The organism is Bacillus siamensis, from assembly GCF_051628075.1.
Taxonomy (GTDB): Bacteria; Bacillota; Bacilli; order Bacillales; family Bacillaceae; genus Bacillus; species Bacillus siamensis.
In genome coordinates this window covers 3274519-3291118 of sequence record NZ_CP155579.1, presented here as the reverse complement: position 1 = coordinate 3291118, position 16600 = coordinate 3274519, and the positions used below count along the sequence as shown (strand labels likewise).

The following is a 16600-nucleotide window of genomic DNA, read 5'->3' as shown; positions in this document are numbered from 1 at the left end:
ATGGAAACACCCGCGGTCAGTTTATTAATTGCTGTGTATAATACGGAATCTTATTTAGAAAGATGCTTAGATTCATTGCTCAATCAGTCGCTCGCCAATATCGAAATCATCGCCGTCAATGACGGGTCAACAGATCAAAGCCCGGACATTCTTGAAACCTATCAGAAGCGGGATGAGAGAATCCGGGTCATTCATCAGCAAAACCGGGGACTCGGCGCGGTCCGCAACAAGGGGATTGAGGCGGCGCGCGGCGAGTTTATCGCTTTTATTGATGCGGACGACTGGGTTGAACCCGACTATTGCCTGCGCATGTATGAAAAAGCGAAGGCATCTCAGGCTGATCTCGTGATTTGCGAATATGCGGCCGAATTTGCGGATACAGGGAAAACCGCCGTTTCAACGATCGCTTCAGCCTACGATGGCCGCCCGAAACAGCTGTACCTGAAAGATTTATTTGAAGGAAGAGTCAGCGGATTTTCATGGAACAAGCTGTACAAAAGGGCCATGATCGAACAGCATCGGCTGCGCTTTCCGCTTCGGGATGAGCTTGAGCACGTGGAGGACCAGTACTTCAGCCTTCGGGCGCATGTATTTGCCGGGGCGGTTTCGTACGTGGATCAGCCGCTCTATCATTATCGGATTCACTTGACTTCCATTGTGCAAAGCTATCAGAAAAAGCTGTTTGACTCAGGTCTCGTTCTCTATCGGCTGAACGAGGCTTTTTTGCGTGAAAACGGCTGCTTACAGGAATACCGGCAGGAGCTTGATTATTTTATCGTCCAGCATGGAACGGTCTGCCTGCTGAATGAATGGAAGCGGAACAACGGCGGCCGGTTCTCCGAAAAATGGCGGAATATCAGCCGGATATGCGCTGATCCCGTGTTTCGGCTGAGTCTTTCCAAAACCGGAACGGAGCCGTTTGACGCCAAACGCTCATGCCTTCTGCTTTTGGCGAGGCTGAAGCTGATTCCGTTCGTATCGCTGGCATCAGCCGCGTATCAGCGGGCAATCGAGTACAAAATGAAAATCAGAGGGTGAAGACATGTCGATACAATCTTTAAAAATCAATCTCGCGGAATGGCTTTTGCTAAAGGTCAAATACCCGTCCCAATTTCATTTCGGAACGGCAGCGGACAGGGCGGAGCATACAGCGGCAAGAAAAAAGATCATTCTGACGCTGCTTCCGTCCCACGATAATCTCGGTGATCATGCCATCGCCTACGCAAGCAAAACGTTTCTTGAACGGGAATATCCCGATTTTGACCTGATTGAGGTCGATATGAAGGATATTTACAGGTCCGCAAAAGCGCTGATCAAAAAGCGCCATCCCGATGATATGGTATTCATCATCGGCGGCGGGAACATAGGGGATTTGTACCGGTATGAGGAATGGACGCGCCGTTTTATTATAAAAACATTCCGGCAGTATCGGATCGTTCAGCTTCCGGCGACGGCTCACTTTTCTGATTCAAAAAAGGGGCGGAAGGAACTGAAACGCGCCCAAAAAGTGTACAATGCGCATCCCGATCTTCTGCTGATGGCGAGAGATGAGACGACGTATCAATGGATGAAGCGGCATTTTCCCGGAAAAACTGTGCTCAAACAGCCTGATATGGTCTTATATTTGGATAAAAGCGAGCGGCGCATCCCGCGGGAAGGGATCTACCTTTGTTTACGGGAGGATAAGGAGAGTGCGCTGACAGCTGAGGAAAGAACGATGGTAAAAGAAGCTTTGAAAAAAGAGTACGGAGAGCTGCATACCTTTACCACGACGGTCGGCCGAAGGGTCAGCCGCCATACACGCGAAGGGGAGCTGGAGGCGCTGTGGAATACGCTGAAAGGCGCGGAGGCGGTTGTCACTGACAGGCTTCACGGGATGATTTTTTGCGCGCTGACGAAAACGCCTTGTGTCGTCATTCGTTCGTTTGATCATAAAGTGATGGAAGGCTTTCAATGGCTGAAACATATACCGAACATGACACTGCTTGAACGTCCGGAGCCTGAAACCGTGACGGCCGCTGTAAACGGGCTGCTGAGCGGCAAGCATGAGGCAGGCGATTCTTTGCGCAGTGTTTATTTTGCCGGACTGCGCTCGAAAATCAGCGGTGATGCCCAATGAACGCGCCGCTTGTGAGCGTGATCGTCCCGATGTATAAGACAGAGCCTTTTATTGAAGAATGCGCGGTATCTTTAACAAAACAGACGCTGAGAGACATCGAAATCATTTTCGTCAATGACGGCTCACCGGATCAGTCCGGCCGGATTGCCGAACAATTCGCCGCAGAAGATGCGAGAATCCGGGTGATTCATAAAGAAAACGGCGGCCTCAGCTCGGCCCGCAATGCCGGAATAAAAGCCGCCCGCGGCCGTTATATCGGTTTTGCAGACGGCGATGACTATGTGGCGGAAACGATGTTCGAGCGGCTTTATGAAGAAGCGGAGAAGAACCGGCTTGATATCGCCGGCTGCGGTTATTACAAAGAAACGCCGTCTAAAGAAAGAACGTATATGCCGCCGTCCCTTCCGCCGGGCCGCGTCTTCACGGCGGCTGAGATGACTGCATTGCTGACCCGCGCGCACGAACATCGGTTTATTTGGTATGTGTGGCGCTATATATACCGGAGAGAAGCGCTGCAAGGGCTGTTGTTCCATGAAGATATCCGGTTTGCCGAAGATTCTCCTTTTAACTTGGCAGCGTTCCGGCAAGCCTCGCGTGTCAAAGTGATAGATGAAGGGCTGTACGTGTACCGGGAAAACCCGCAAAGCCTTACAGAAACACCGTTTAAGCCTCACTTAGATGACGAACTTCAGAAGCAATATGAAGCGAAAATGGCTTTTTATGAGGCGAACGGGCTGACGGACGCCTGCCGGGACGATATCGATACGTATTTGTGCAAGCATCAGATCCCGATGCTGATCGCCAACGCATGCGCCGCCCCGCAGCCGTCACATCAGATTACGGCGCACATCGGCAGAATTTTGACGTATGACATGGTAAAAACGGCGGTGCGCAGCACGCCGTGCCGGCATAAACAGCTGCTGGCGGGGGAGCGTGTGGTGCTCGGTCTGTGCAAAATGCGCCTTCCGCTTCTTCTGCATGCATTTTTCGAACGGAAATCGAAAGAGAAAGGCAGTGCGGAAGGAGCATGAAATTTGCCATTAATTTCGGCGCCAATGTGACGGCGTTTTTACTATCGGTGTTTTTATCAGTGTGGATGACGCCCTTTATTGTGAAAACATTAGGTGTGGAGGCTTTTGGATTTGTCCATCTGACACAGAATATCATTAACTATTTCTCAATTATTACCGTTGCGCTGAGCTCTGTCGTTGTGAGGTTTTTCACCGTCGCCGCCCACAGGGGCAACAGGGATGAGGCCAATGCGTATGTAAGCAATTATTTAGCCGCGTCTGCCGTGATATCTCTCTTGCTCGCTGTGCCGCTCGCCGGGACGGCTTTTTTTATTGACAAGATCATGAATGTGCCGGCCGGGCTGGTTACGGATGTGAGGCTCTCTATCGTCATCGGCAGTGTGCTGTTTATGCTGACGTTTTTGACGGCGGGATTCGCGACGGGGCCGTTTTTTGCCAACAAGCTTTATATCACAAGTTCTATTCAGGCCGTGCAAATGCTAGTCAGGGTGCTGTGTGTGCTCGCTCTGTTTACGTGCCTGCCGCCGAAGATCTGGCAGATCCAGCTTTCGGCTTTAGCGGGAGCCGTCTGTGCTGCGGTGCTGACGTTTTTCTTTTTTAAGAAATTGATTCCGTGGTTTTCTTTCAGCCGTAAAACCTTGTCATTACAGACGAGCAAAGTGCTGTTTTCAGCCGGTGCCTGGAGCTCTGTCAACCAGATCGGCGTGCTGCTGTTTCTGCAGATTGACCTCATGACGGCCAACCTCGTGCTGGGGCCGTCTGAAGCGGGTGTCTATGCCGCGATTATTCAATTTCCGCTCCTGCTCAGAAGTCTTGCCGGGACGCTTGCTTCGCTGTTTGCGCCGGTTTTGACTTCCTGCTATTCAAAAGGCGATATGGAAGGCCTCCTGTCTTACGCCAATAAGGCCGTGCGGCTGAACGGGCTTCTGCTCGCGCTTCCCGCGGCATTATTGGGAGGGCTTGCGGAACCGTTTCTGGCGATTTGGCTGGGCCCGTCATTTGTACAGACGGCGCCGCTTTTATACATTCACGCCGGGTACTTGGCGGTCAGTCTCTCTGTCATGCCGCTTTTTTACGTATGGACGGCTTTTAATAAACAAAAAACGCCCGCCGTCGTTACTTTATGCTTAGGCGGACTGAATGTCATATTGGCCGTGGTTCTCAGCGGACCGGCTCATCTCGGCCTGTACGGCATCACAATTGCCGGTGCAGTCTCTCTCATTTTGAAAAACGCCGTCTTCACGCCGCTGTATGTTTCGCATATTACCGGCTTTCAGAAAACCGCGTTTTACAAAGGCATGTTCGGTCCGTTGGCGGCGGCCGCATTTGCCTGGGCTGTCTGCCGGGGTATCCGGCTGTTTTCACCGCTTGACAGCTGGGCCGGTCTGATCGCCGCGGGGCTTGCCGTATGCATGAGCTATGCCGCATTCGCTTTTTTCTTCATTTGTACGAAAGAAGAAAGGCGGCTTGCTTTACAGAAATGCCGAAAAGTGAAAGGAGCTGTTCAGATTTGAAGGCGAAACGTGTATTTGATATAGCGGCCGCGATGTTGTTATTGTGCGGCACAAGCGCCATTCTTCTCTTCGCCATGGCAGCCGTCAGATGCGCCATCGGGTCTCCCGTATTATTCAAACAGACGAGACCAGGGCATAACGGGCGTCCGTTTACGTTGTATAAACTCAGGACGATGACGGATGCGCGTGATGAAAACGGTGTGCTGCTTCCGGATCATCTCCGTCTGACCAAAACGGGGAAGCTGATCAGAAAACTGAGCATCGATGAGCTTCCCCAGCTTTTTAATGTGATTAAAGGCGATATCAGTCTTGTCGGCCCCCGCCCTTTGCTGATGGATTATCTGCCGCTTTATACGGCGGAGCAGGCGCGGCGGCACGAGGTGAAACCGGGAATTACGGGCTGGGCGCAGATTAACGGGAGAAACGCGATTTCCTGGGAAGAGAAATTCAAGCTTGACGTGTGGTATGTCGACAACCGCTCATTCCTTCTCGACTTAAAGATTCTGCTTTTAACGGTGAAAAAAGTTCTCGTATCAGAAGGCATACACCAAGACGGCCAAGTGACGGTAAAGCGCTTCACAGGCAGCGGAGATATGTCATCGTGAAAAAGGTCGTGCTGATTGGAAACGGCGGACACGGAAAAGTGGTGAAGGAAATCGTGCAGGCCCGTTCCGATATGGAGCTTGCGGGCGTATTGGACGACGGATTCAGCGGTTTTGCCGTTCGGGCCGGTTTATATACGGGCCGGACGAAAGACGTGCACATGCTTCTGCAACTCGTCCCCGAAGCCGTGTTCACGTTATGCATCGGACATAACGGTGTCAGAAAGCAGCTTGCTGAAACGCTTGGGATCGAACATGACAATTATGCCGCACTCATTCACCCAAGGGCAATCGTCAGTGAAACGGCCTCCGTCGGACACGGAACGGTTGTGATGGCGGGCGCCGTCATTCAGGCGGGCGCTGACATCGGCGCCCATTGCATCATCAATACGGGTGCGGTTGCCGATCATGACAATGCAATCGGAGATTACGTCCATCTTTCACCGCGCGCGGCGCTTGCCGGCGGAGTGAAAGTCGGGGAAGGAGCGCACGTCGGAATCGGCGCGTCCGTCATACCGCAGATGGACATCGGCCCTTGGTCCGTGATCGGTGCGGGGGCTGCCGTCATCAGCCGGATTCCCGGCCATGTGACGGCGGTCGGTGTTCCAGCCCGCGTCATCTCCTCTATTCATAATGAAAAAGGATGATTTCATGCATACAAACAAACGGATTTATTTGTCTCCGCCGCATATGAGCGGAAAAGAACAGGAATACATCGCGGAAGCCTTCCGTTCCAATTGGATTGCGCCGCTCGGTCCGCTCGTCAATTCGTTTGAAGCGCGGCTGGCGGAATATGCGGGAGTGAAAAGCGCGGCGGCCGTAAGCTCGGGAACGGCGGCCATCCATCTTGCCCTGCGGCTTGCGGGTGTGAAAAAAGGAGACGCTGTATTTTGCCCCTCCTTTACATTTGTCGCCACGGCGAATCCGATTGTGTACGAGCAGGCAGAGCCCATTTTTATTGATTCGGAATGGGAGACGTGGAACATGTCGCCCGATGCGCTTGAGCGGGCGCTCCGGGATGCAAAACGGCGCGGCAGGCTCCCGAAAGCGGTGATCGCCGTCAATCTTTACGGCCAAAGCGCAAAAATGGATGAACTCATGAGTCTTTGCGATGCATATGGCGTCTGTCTGATTGAAGATGCTGCCGAGTCTTTAGGATCAACATATAAAGGCAGGCAGAGCGGCACATTCGGCCGTTTCGGCATTTATTCCTTTAACGGAAACAAAATCATTACAACATCGGGAGGCGGCATGCTCGTGTCTGACGATGAAGCCGCGATTGAAAAAGCGAGGTTTCTTGCGTCACAGGCGAGAGATGCCGCCGTTCATTACCAGCACAGCGAGCTCGGTTATAACTACAGACTCAGCAACATTCTCGCAGGTGTGGGTATATCACAGCTGGAAGTGCTCGAAGATCGTGTCCGGGCGAGGAGAGACATTTTTCACAGGTATCGGGAAGCGCTGGAAACGTATCCGGGAATCCGCATGATGCCGGAGCTTGAAGGAACGGTTTCAAACCGCTGGCTCACGGCTCTGACGCTTGATAACGGCGTGACGCCGGAAGAAGCCGTCGCTTGTCTTGCAAAACACAATATTGAGGCCCGTCCGTTGTGGAAACCGCTGCATACGCAGCCGCTTTTCTCGTCTTCTGTCTTTTATCCTCACAGTGAAGATGAGCGGGTCTCTGAGAATCTTTTCAGCCGGGGGATTTGTCTGCCGTCCGGATCTGACTTGTCTATTGATGAGCAGCAGCGTGTCATTGACGCACTTGCGCACCTGTTTGAAACGAAAGGGGAGAAAACATGGACAGCCGCCATGTCATGAGCCGATTAAAAGAGACGCTGGCAGGTCTGCTCAGCGTCATACCGCCCAAGTCTGACATCATGTATGCCGACTATCCCCTCTACGGAAATGTAGGGGATTTATTAATTATGAAAGGGACGGAGGCGTTTTTTAAAGCGCACGGCATCCGCGTGAAACAGCGCTGGAATCCGGATAATTTTCCATTCGGGCGCCGGGCGGGCAAAGAAACGATCATCGTCTGCCAGGGAGGCGGGAATTTCGGGGATCTCTACCCGTACTATCAGACGTTCAGAGAAAGAATCGTCAAAGCCTTTCCGGAAAACAGGATCGTCATTCTGCCGCAAACCATCTATTATCAGGATAAAACACGGCTGCGAAAGACAGCGGCGCTTTTTGCGGAGCACAAGGATCTGCACCTGTTTACGAGAGAGCATGTGTCATACGAAACCGCGAAACGCTTTTTTTCGGCAAATCATATCGGGCTTATGCCGGATATGGCCCATCAGCTGTATCCGATCCGGACGGCAGCGGCTCCGTCACGCGGCAAGCTTCATTTTATCCGCACGGACGGGGAAATCAATCCGAATCTGCAAACCGATTCTTCCGTTGAAAGCTGCGACTGGCAGCATGTGCTGTCAGCAAGCGACCGCCGGGGGATCGCTTTTTTCCAAACGCTGAATGTTTTGAATAAAAAAGCGGGAAACCCGCTGCCGATTGCGCGGTTTTGGAAACTCTATTCCGATTTCTTAACGAAAAAAGCGGTCCTGTTTTTCAGCAGGTACGAATCGGTGGAAACGTCAAGGCTTCACGGCCACATTCTGTCCTCGCTTCTCGGGAAACCAAATACCGTCATTGATAATTCATACGGGAAAAACGCCAACTATTATCACACTTGGATGCACGAAGCGCCGGACGTCCGTCTGATCGGGGAAACCGCCGGCACGAAGGAAAACCTTCCGCTTTGAATGAGCGGAAGGTTTATTTTGTTTCTCCACGTTTTACTTTGTTATATGCCTCATCCAAATGCTGAATTCTTTTGAGCACAACCGAGTTCTTTGTCAGCTGATCCTGGACAAGGGTTGAGACGACGGAGCGGTAATAGCTGTTCATCGCATGAATTCGGTCTTCATTCGGATTCATTTCAATATGCTGTGTAAAGTTTTCAATAAAATACGGAACAGAAAAAAGTTCTGACATCTATAAAGCAACTCCTTTTAATAAGTATATACGGTATGAAACCAATCATGTACAATGAAAAAAGGGGAGTGAGCATGATGGATATGAAACTTCAGCAAACACAAATGTTAAAGCCTCAATTAACGCAAGAGCTTAAACAGGCCATCGCATTACTCGGATACAATTCCGCGGAACTGGCCGGATATATTGATGAGCTCTCACTGGAAAACCCTCTGATTGAACGAAAGGAAACAGACACGCCGCCACTATCTTACCATAAAACAAGTAAAAACAGGATGAAAGAACGGGACGGAAGCCAGCAGATCAGACTTACGCGCAAAACGCTGCAGGATTCGCTCAAACAGCAGGCCTTGGACATGAAGCTGTCCGATGATGAGAAGAAAATTTTTAATTATCTGATATATTCTTTGGATTCAAACGGATATTTAAATGAGGACATACAAGCTGCTGCCGACCATGTATCCGCATCATTGGAGGAGACGGAAGCGGTTCTCGCAAAGCTTCAATCGCTTGAGCCCGCGGGAATCGGCGCTAGGTCTTTGCAGGAATGCATCCTTCTTCAGCTCCGCCGTCTGCCTGAGCGGAACGAACAGGCGGAATGGATTGCCGGCGCCTATTTTGAGCTATTTGCAAGAAAGAACTGGAAAGCGCTTACAATAAAGACGGGCATTCCGCTGAAAGACATTCAGGACATCTTTGACATGATCAGCGCGCTTGATCCGAGGCCGGGGCTCCGTTATGCGCATGAGGAGCCGGGTTTTTACGTGGAACCGGATATTTTCATCACGGTGAAAAACGGCACCATTCAAGCGCGGCTCAACAACCGTTCGTTCCCTGACATCCAGCTTCATGCCCATTACCAGCCGCTATTGTCAGCCGCCGGATGCCGTGATACGAAAAATTATCTGTCGGCGAAATATCAGGAATGGCGCTGGCTGAACCGGGCGTTATCGCAAAGAAAACAAACCATCACGAGAATCATCGGCGTCCTGACTGAACGGCAGGCATCCTTTTTTCTCACAGGAAAAAGCGGAATGCAGCCGCTGACCTTAAGAGAGGTGGCGGAAACGCTGGAGCTCCACGAATCAACGATCAGCCGGGCAATTAAAGGGAAGTACGTTCAGACGCCGTACGGACTGTATGAAATGAAAACATTTTTCTCAGCGAAAGCTGAATCATCGGGAGACGGCGGCGCCTCCAATTATGCCGTAAAAGCCCATCTGGAAGCATTGGTCCGTAAAGAAGATAAAAAGAAACCTTTTTCAGACCAAAAGCTTGCCGATCTGCTGCACGAACAACATGACATCCGAATCTCCAGACGCACCGTCGCCAAATACCGTGACCAATTAAATATCCCGCCGTCATCTGCGCGAAAACGGTACAGCTGAAACCTCCCCGAGCCATACCCGGGGAGGTTCTCCGTGTTACGGGATCATCCATGAAAACAGATGATGCTGTAAAAATGTCATGAGACAGACGAGCAAAAGCAAAAACAGACTGTGCTTAATCGTAAAGCGGAAAAGGTCTGATTCCTTGCCCGCCAGACCGACAGCGGCACAGGCAACCGCAATGGATTGCGGAGAAATCATTTTTCCGGTGACACCGCCTGATGAATTGGCGGCGACGGAGAGAACCGGTTCCATCCCGACAGAGAGCGCCGTCACCTTTTGCAATCCGCCGAATAACAGATTGGCCGACGTATCAGAGCCGGTAATAAACACGCCGAGCCAGCCGAGCACCGGTGAAAAAAAGGTAAACATCGCGCCCGTCATGGCAAGCGCAAGACCGAGTGTCGTGCTCATGCCGGAAGCATTCGTCACATAAGCAAAGCCGACAACAGAAACGATGGTGACGATCGGAAGCGTCAATTCCTTCACCGTTTCTATAAACGCCCCGCCCCATGCCTTCCACGACATGCCGAGTGCGAACTTGGAGATGACGGCGGCAATCAGAATCGCCGTGCCCGCTGAACCGAGAAGCTCAAGCTTGTACACCGCTTCAATCGGCGTGCCGTCCGCCTGAAGAATTTGCTGATTTACAAATGGGACGGGAGGCGTGAAAGTCAATGCTCGCCCGGCTGCATTCAGCCAGGAAAGCCAAATTGACGTTCCTTCATAATGGCCGGTCAGGGCGGCCTTCACGCCGGGAATCCCCCAAACGGATATCATGGCCGTCAGAAGAAGAAAAGGAGACCACGCTTTAAATATTTGAGCGCCTCCGTACACGGCCGGCACCCCGTCGATGGACGCTGCTGATTCCCGTTCTGCCGCGAAACGAAAGGCCGTTTTCGGTTTCCAAAACTTTAAAAACACAGCGAGCGCGGCCATGGAAACCAGCGCTGACAGCACATCCGGCAGTTCAGGCCCTAAAAAGTTCGAGCTTGCGTACTGCACGGCTGCAAAGGAGACGCCGGAAACAAGAATGGCCGGCCATACTTCAAAAGCCTTTTTAAACCCGCTCATCAAAATGATTAAATAAAGCGGTATAAACACGGATAAAAACGGCAGCTGCCGGCCGACCATTTGGGAAATGTCCATAGCCGGTATCCCGGTCGGACCTTCGACGGCGGTAATCGGAATGCCGATCGCCCCAAAGGCAACAGGCGCCGTATTGGCAATCAGGCAAATCCCCGCCGCATAAAGCGGCTGAAAACCAAGTCCGACAAGCAAAGCGGCCGAGATCGCGACGGGAGCGCCGAAACCGGCGGCGCCTTCTAAAAACGCCCCGAAAGAAAAGGCGATGAGCAGCGCCTGCAAACGCCGGTCATCTGTAATGGACAGCACTGAACTCCGGATAATCTCAAATTGTCCCGTTTTCACGGTGATTTTATACAAAAAGACCGATGTGACGATAATCCAGCCGATCGGAAGCAGACCGTACACCGCTCCCTGCGAAGCCGACAGCACCGCTTTTTCCGCCGGCATGCCGTACACAAATACAGCGATTAAAAGCGAAACGGCTAACGTCAAAAGCCCCGCTATGTACCCCTTCATCCGTTTCACCGCAAGCGCCCAAAAAAAGAAGATCATCGGCACGAGCGCGCAAGCTGCCGATAAGAGCAAATTTCCCCCTAATGGAGCATACCCCTGTGTCCATTGCATCCCTAAAAAACCCCTCCTTATGTCATACAAGCGATTACTTTTATGATAAGGTCATCTGATGACCGGGTTAATTAGCATTATATTTTGAAAGTTTTGAAAATACAATCCTTTTCTTGAACAAATTGTCTGAACCTGTCGGCGGTGCGAAAAAAGAAGTATAATAGACGATAAACATCAAGATTCACAAGTGACGGGGTGATCGCGTTGAAATATAAACAAATTAAAACGAAAAAAATCTACGAAGAAATCGCTGATGCATTGCTGGAGAAGATAAAAGCGGGCGAGCTTAAGCCGGGTGAAAAGCTTGATTCCGTTCAGGCGCTTTCCGAGAGCTTTCAGGTCAGCCGCTCGGCGGTCAGAGAAGCGCTGTCAGCTTTAAAAGCGATGGGGCTTGTCGACATGAAGCAGGGAGAAGGCACATACATAAGAGAATTTGAGCCGTCCCATATTTCCCAGCCGCTTTCTTCCGCTCTCTTAATGAAAAAAGAGGATGTCAAACAGCTGCTCGAAGTCAGAAAGCTGCTTGAACTCGGCGTCGCCGCCATGGCCGCTGAAAAACGCACCGAAGAGGATTTACAAAAAATCCGCCAGGCCCTCATGGAGATGAAAGACATCGACGGAGACGAAGAATTGGGCGAAAAAGCAGATTTCTCCTTTCACATGGCGCTGGCGGAAGCATCACAAAACGGCCTGCTCAAGCATCTCATGAATCATGTCTCTGCGCTTCTTTTGGAAACGATGAGAGAAACGAGAAGAATCTGGCTGTTTTCTAAACGAACGAGCGTGCAGCGATTGTATGAAGAGCATGAACGCATATACAGCGCCGTCGCCGCCGGAGACGCGGATGAAGCGGAAGCTGCGATGACCGTGCACCTGACGAATGTGGAAGAAGTGCTGGGGGCTTATTTTGAAGAAAATGTATAGAAGCTGACTTGTGAAAGGGGATATGATCACATGCAGGCCGAATCTTTTTTTCCTGACCATGTAAAGAAAGCTTTGACAAACGATCCTCCCGGGGAGTGGATGCCGGCTGTTCCAAAAGCGTGCATCCCTCTGCATTCCGGCTATCCCGATCCCGCGCTCGTTCCTGCTAAGGAGCTGAAAGAAGCCGCGTCCCGCCTTCTGGATGAGGAGCGCGATCTGCCGCTGCATTATATGGGAAGCCCGAGGCCGGCCGTTTTGAAAAAGCAGATTCAAGAACGGTTATCCTTCCGCGGCATTCGCTGCCGTGACGATGAGCTGCTCGTGACCTCCGGCGCCTGTCAGGCGATAGATCTGGCAGCCCGGGTTTTCCTCGATGAACAAACCGCCGTTGCCGCAGAAGCTCCGGCTTACATGGAAGCGCTTGAGATTTTTAAAAATTACACACCGCATATGATGAGCATTCCGGCAGATCAAGACGGTCTGCAAACAGAAACATTAGCCTTCATGCTTGAGGAAAGAAAACGCAAAGGGCTTGTGCTTCCGCGTCTTCTTTACACGATACCCGCTTTTCAGAATCCTGCGGGAACCGTGATGTCAGCGAAGCGGAGAACCCGCCTGCTTCAGCTTGCCGACACATATAATTTTCTCATCTTGGAGGATGACGCATACGGCGAGCTCGGATTCAAGGATATCCCGCCGTCATTGAAAGCCATGGATCAGAACGGCCGGGTGCTGTACGCCGGTTCATTTTCAAAAGTCATCGCCCCGGGTCTGAGAATCGGCTGGATTGCAGGGGACGCTGCATTCATCAAGGCATTGTCTTGGTTTAAAAAAGACTTGGATCATCCATTTTCTCAAGCGGTGACCGCCGTCTATTTGGAACAAACGAATGTTGAAGAACGGCTCGCCGCCTTGCGTAAAGCATACCGGAGCAAACGTGACGTTTTGATCGCCGCATTAAAGCAATATCTGCCGGAGTCCGCATCCTGGCACGTGCCGGACGGCGGTTATTTTGTCTGGGTGAAAGTGCCGGGGGCGGATACGTCCGCACTTCTGGAGCGGGCTCTTTCTCACGGTGTTTCCTATGTACCCGGTAAATATTTTTTTCTGCATCAGGAAGATGGCGCAGAATATCTCCGCCTGTCGTTCAGTTACGCAGGGAAAGCCGCGCTAATAGAGGGGGTCCAACGGCTGGGACGCCTGCTGGAAAATAAGGTGTAAAGAAGAAGCATTAAGGCTTCTCTTTTTTTGCTCTTAGCGCATCGGATAAAAGGATTTTTCAGAAAAACCTTCCAATCCATATTCAGAATAGTGTAGGATATTTATAGAGCTTTCCAAAATCAGGTCATCAGATGACCGGATCACATATTGAGGATGAAAGAGGGGTTCATCATGAAAGTCTCATTATTTGTCACGTGCCTTGTGGATATGTTCCAGACCAATGTCGGAAAGGCGACGGTTGAGGTGCTGGAACGGCTCGGGTGTGAGGTGGATTTTCCCGAGGGTCAGATTTGCTGCGGGCAGCCCGCATACAACAGCGGGTATGTGACGGACGCAAAAAAAGCGATGAAGCAGATGATTGCCGCGTTTGAGGAAGCGGAGTACGTCGTCAGTCCGTCAGGTTCCTGTACGACGATGTTCCGTGAATATCCGCATCTGTTTCAGGACGATCCGAAGTGGGCGGAAAAAGCGCAGCAGCTTGCGGATAAAACGTATGAGTTAACAGATTTTATCGTCAATGTTCTCGGGGTGGAGGATGTCGGGGCGGTACTGCACAAAAAAGCGACATTACATACGTCGTGCCACATGACAAGGCTGCTCGGCGTGTCGGAGGAGCCGATGAAGCTTTTGCGCCATGTAAAGGGGCTTGATTTTACTTCGCTTCCCGGAAAACATCAATGCTGCGGATTCGGAGGAACGTTTTCAGTGAAAATGGCGCAAATCTCTGAGCAAATGGTGGATGAAAAGGTCGCCTGCGTGGAAGACACGGAAGCCGAGGTGCTGATCGGGGCGGATTGCGGCTGTCTGATGAATATCGGCGGGCGTCTTGATCGTAAGGATAAAAACGTCAGAGTCATGCACATCGCCGAAGTGCTGAACAGCAGATAACACGAGAAACCACAAGGGGGTAAAATCATGGCGATGAAAATCGGTACCGCGGCTTTTAAAGAGCGGGTATCAGAAGGAATAGATAATGAGTTTATGAGAGGAGCCGTCTCCGGAGCGCAGGAACGGCTCAGGACGAGAAGGCTTCAGGCGGCAGAGGAATTGGGAAACTGGGAGGATTGGCGTTCCCATGCGGAGGAAATCAGGCAGCATGTGCTGGACAATCTTGATTTCTATTTAGAACAGCTCGCCGAAAACGTCGCCAAAAGAGGGGGACACGTATTTTTCGCCGAAACGGCGGAAGAAGCGTCCTCCTATATCCGCGATGTCATCCGGCAGAAAAACGCCAAAAAAATCGTAAAATCCAAATCTATGGTGACAGAAGAAATCAATATGAACGAAGTGCTTGAAGAAGAGGGCTGTGAAGTCACAGAAACGGATCTCGGCGAATATATTCTCCAGATTGACGATCACGATCCGCCGTCACATATCGTTGCTCCCGCTCTTCACAAAAACAAAGAGCAGATTCGTGACGTGTTTAAAGAGAGACTCGAATACAAACAGACCGAAAAACCGGAAGAGCTCGTCATGCATGCGCGCAGCGTCCTCCGGAAAAAATTTCTCGAAGCGGATGTCGGCATCACGGGCTGCAACTTTGCAATCGCAGATACGGGATCGGTCAGTCTCGTGACAAATGAAGGAAACGGCCGCCTTGTGTCCGCGCTGCCGAAGACGCAGATCACCGTGATGGGAATGGAGCGGATCGTTCCTTCATTTTCTGAGTTTGAAGTGCTTGTCAGCATGCTGACGAGAAGTGCGGTCGGCCAGCGGCTTACAAGTTACATTACGGCGCTGACGGGCCCCCGGCAGGAGGGAGAAGCAGACGGGCCGGAGGAATTCCACCTCGTGGTCGTGGATAACGGGCGTTCCCGCATACTCGGCACGGAATTTCAATCAGTGCTGCAATGTATCCGCTGCGCCGCCTGCATCAATGTCTGTCCCGTATACCGGCATGTCGGCGGACACTCGTACGGTTCCATCTATTCGGGTCCGATCGGCGCCGTCTTATCGCCCCTTCTCGGCGGATATGATGAGTATAAGGAGCTCCCGTACGCATCTTCCTTATGCGCGGCCTGTACGGAAGCGTGTCCTGTTAAAATTCCGCTGCACGAGCTGCTGCTCAAGCATCGGCAGAACATCGTGGAAAAAGAGGGCAAAGCGCCGTTTGGCGAAAAACTGGCCATGAAAGCCTTCGGGATCGGCTCGTCATCCCCGTCCCTTTATAAAATGGGATCAAAATGGGCGCCTGCCGCCATGACGCCGTTTACGGAAGATGACAAAATATCAAAAGGGCCGGGGCCGTTAAAGGGATGGACCGCAGTCCGGGACTTCCCGGCGCCGCATAAATCGAGATTCAGAGATTGGTTTTTTGACCGGGAAAAACAAAAGGGGGAAGAATGATGATGAAAGGGACGGTTAAACATCAGGAATCCTTTTTAAACCGGATCGCTGAACGTCTGGGCAGAGAGCGCAGAAAAGCAGGCGTGTCCCTGCCTGAATGGAAGTACCAGCCTCAATATGAAACGCATGCGGGCTGTACGGAAGATGATCTTGTCACGATGCTGAAAGACCACTGCGTCAACATTCATACCGAGCTGATCGAAACGGATGCCGCCGGGCTGTACGCCGCTTTGCGCATGCAGGTGGACCGTTTTGAAGGAGGGCCTGTCATCATTCCGAACGACAGCCGGTTTGAAACATACGGCCTGCAGACTCTTATGTCGGAAGAGTGGCCGGATGAAGGCATTCCGGTTTGGGAATGGGATGCGGAACAAGGAGCGAAAAATATTGAAAAAGCGGAACAAGCGAATGTAGGCATTACATTCAGCGAGATTACGCTTGCTGAATCAGCCACCGTCGTTTTGTATGCGTCAGAGCATGCCGGCCGATCAGTCAGCCTGCTTCCGACTACCTATATCGCAATCATCCCGAAATCTTCCATTGTACCGAGAATGACGCAGGCCAGCGATATACTGAAACAGCAGATCAGAGACGGCGTCACCGTTCCTTCCTGCATCAACTATATTACCGGACCGAGCAACTCGGCCGATATCGAAATGGACTTGGTTGTCGGCGTCCACGGACCCGTGAAAGCCGCTTATATCCTTGTTAATGACCGATAAAAAACAACCCCCGGCCAAAA

16 protein-coding genes are annotated in these 16600 nt (G+C 51.5%); 14 read left to right on the top strand and 2 right to left on the bottom strand.

The features are described from left to right. The 8 genes from ABDB98_RS16285 to ABDB98_RS16250 are packed head-to-tail and all read left to right on the top strand — an operon-like array spanning nucleotide 1 to nucleotide 8034. Complete coding sequence (locus tag ABDB98_RS16285; protein ID WP_438420690.1) at nucleotides 1-1038, top strand: glycosyltransferase family 2 protein; 1038 nt, start codon at nucleotides 1-3, stop codon at nucleotides 1036-1038. A gap of 4 nt (nucleotides 1039-1042) precedes the next feature. Then, complete coding sequence (locus ABDB98_RS16280) at nucleotides 1043-2119, top strand: polysaccharide pyruvyl transferase family protein (RefSeq protein WP_438420689.1); 1077 nt, start codon at nucleotides 1043-1045, stop codon at nucleotides 2117-2119. Continuing rightward, complete coding sequence (locus tag ABDB98_RS16275) at nucleotides 2116-3150, top strand: glycosyltransferase (RefSeq protein WP_438420688.1); 1035 nt, start codon at nucleotides 2116-2118, stop codon at nucleotides 3148-3150. Before ABDB98_RS16280 ends, ABDB98_RS16275 begins: the two co-directional genes overlap by 4 nt. Beyond that, nucleotides 3147-4664, top strand: a complete 1518-nt coding sequence (locus tag ABDB98_RS16270) for an MATE family efflux transporter (RefSeq protein ID WP_438420687.1) — start codon at nucleotides 3147-3149, stop codon at nucleotides 4662-4664. The genes ABDB98_RS16275 and ABDB98_RS16270 overlap by 4 nt, the downstream gene beginning before the upstream one ends. Next, a complete protein-coding gene (locus tag ABDB98_RS16265) occupies nucleotides 4661-5269 on the top strand; it encodes a sugar transferase (RefSeq protein WP_438420686.1) in 609 nt (202 codons plus the stop codon). Before ABDB98_RS16270 ends, ABDB98_RS16265 begins: the two co-directional genes overlap by 4 nt. Beyond that, complete coding sequence (locus ABDB98_RS16260; RefSeq protein ID WP_438420685.1) at nucleotides 5266-5913, top strand: acetyltransferase; 648 nt, start codon at nucleotides 5266-5268, stop codon at nucleotides 5911-5913. Before ABDB98_RS16265 ends, ABDB98_RS16260 begins: the two co-directional genes overlap by 4 nt. 4 nt (nucleotides 5914-5917) lie before the next feature. Continuing rightward, nucleotides 5918-7090, top strand: a complete 1173-nt coding sequence (locus ABDB98_RS16255) for an aminotransferase class I/II-fold pyridoxal phosphate-dependent enzyme (protein WP_438420684.1) — start codon at nucleotides 5918-5920, stop codon at nucleotides 7088-7090. Then, on the top strand, nucleotides 7069-8034 hold the full coding sequence (locus ABDB98_RS16250) for a polysaccharide pyruvyl transferase family protein (RefSeq protein ID WP_438420683.1): 966 nt from the start codon (nucleotides 7069-7071) through the stop codon (nucleotides 8032-8034). The genes ABDB98_RS16255 and ABDB98_RS16250 overlap by 22 nt, the downstream gene beginning before the upstream one ends. A 13-nt stretch (nucleotides 8035-8047) precedes the next feature. Here the strand turns inward: ABDB98_RS16250 and yvfG are convergent, their stop codons facing one another. After that, nucleotides 8048-8266: a protein YvfG gene (gene yvfG / locus ABDB98_RS16245; protein ID WP_003151570.1), complete on the bottom strand. Its 219-nt coding sequence runs from the start codon at nucleotides 8264-8266 to the stop codon at nucleotides 8048-8050. Nucleotides 8267-8343: 77 nt separating this feature from the next. On the opposite strand from yvfG, the gene rpoN reads away from it, so the two are divergent. After that, on the top strand, nucleotides 8344-9654 hold the full coding sequence (rpoN, locus tag ABDB98_RS16240) for an RNA polymerase factor sigma-54 (protein ID WP_438422161.1): 1311 nt from the start codon (nucleotides 8344-8346) through the stop codon (nucleotides 9652-9654). 36 nt (nucleotides 9655-9690) lie between these two features. Here rpoN and lutP read toward each other — a convergent pair whose 3' ends face one another. Further along, nucleotides 9691-11367 (bottom strand): L-lactate permease LutP, encoded by a 1677-nt coding sequence (gene lutP, locus ABDB98_RS16235; protein WP_438420682.1) that lies wholly within the window; start codon nucleotides 11365-11367, stop codon nucleotides 9691-9693. A gap of 204 nt (nucleotides 11368-11571) precedes the next feature. Between lutP and ABDB98_RS16230 the strand changes: the two genes are divergently transcribed. The 5 genes from ABDB98_RS16230 to ABDB98_RS16210 all read left to right on the top strand — a co-directional run bounded on the left by ABDB98_RS16230 (nucleotide 11572) and on the right by ABDB98_RS16210 (nucleotide 16580). Continuing rightward, on the top strand, nucleotides 11572-12291 hold the full coding sequence (locus ABDB98_RS16230; protein WP_438420681.1) for a FadR/GntR family transcriptional regulator: 720 nt from the start codon (nucleotides 11572-11574) through the stop codon (nucleotides 12289-12291). Between the two features lie 30 nt (nucleotides 12292-12321). Then, on the top strand, nucleotides 12322-13512 hold the full coding sequence (locus tag ABDB98_RS16225) for a PLP-dependent aminotransferase family protein (protein WP_438420680.1): 1191 nt from the start codon (nucleotides 12322-12324) through the stop codon (nucleotides 13510-13512). A gap of 171 nt (nucleotides 13513-13683) precedes the next feature. Beyond that, nucleotides 13684-14400, top strand: a complete 717-nt coding sequence (locus ABDB98_RS16220; RefSeq protein ID WP_438420679.1) for a (Fe-S)-binding protein — start codon at nucleotides 13684-13686, stop codon at nucleotides 14398-14400. A 27-nt stretch (nucleotides 14401-14427) separates the two neighbouring features. Beyond that, nucleotides 14428-15858 (top strand): LutB/LldF family L-lactate oxidation iron-sulfur protein, encoded by a 1431-nt coding sequence (locus ABDB98_RS16215; protein ID WP_060964225.1) that lies wholly within the window; start codon nucleotides 14428-14430, stop codon nucleotides 15856-15858. Next, complete coding sequence (locus ABDB98_RS16210) at nucleotides 15858-16580, top strand: LutC/YkgG family protein (RefSeq protein ID WP_438420678.1); 723 nt, start codon at nucleotides 15858-15860, stop codon at nucleotides 16578-16580. The genes ABDB98_RS16215 and ABDB98_RS16210 overlap by 1 nt, the downstream gene beginning before the upstream one ends. Nucleotides 16581-16600 lie beyond the last annotated feature (20 nt).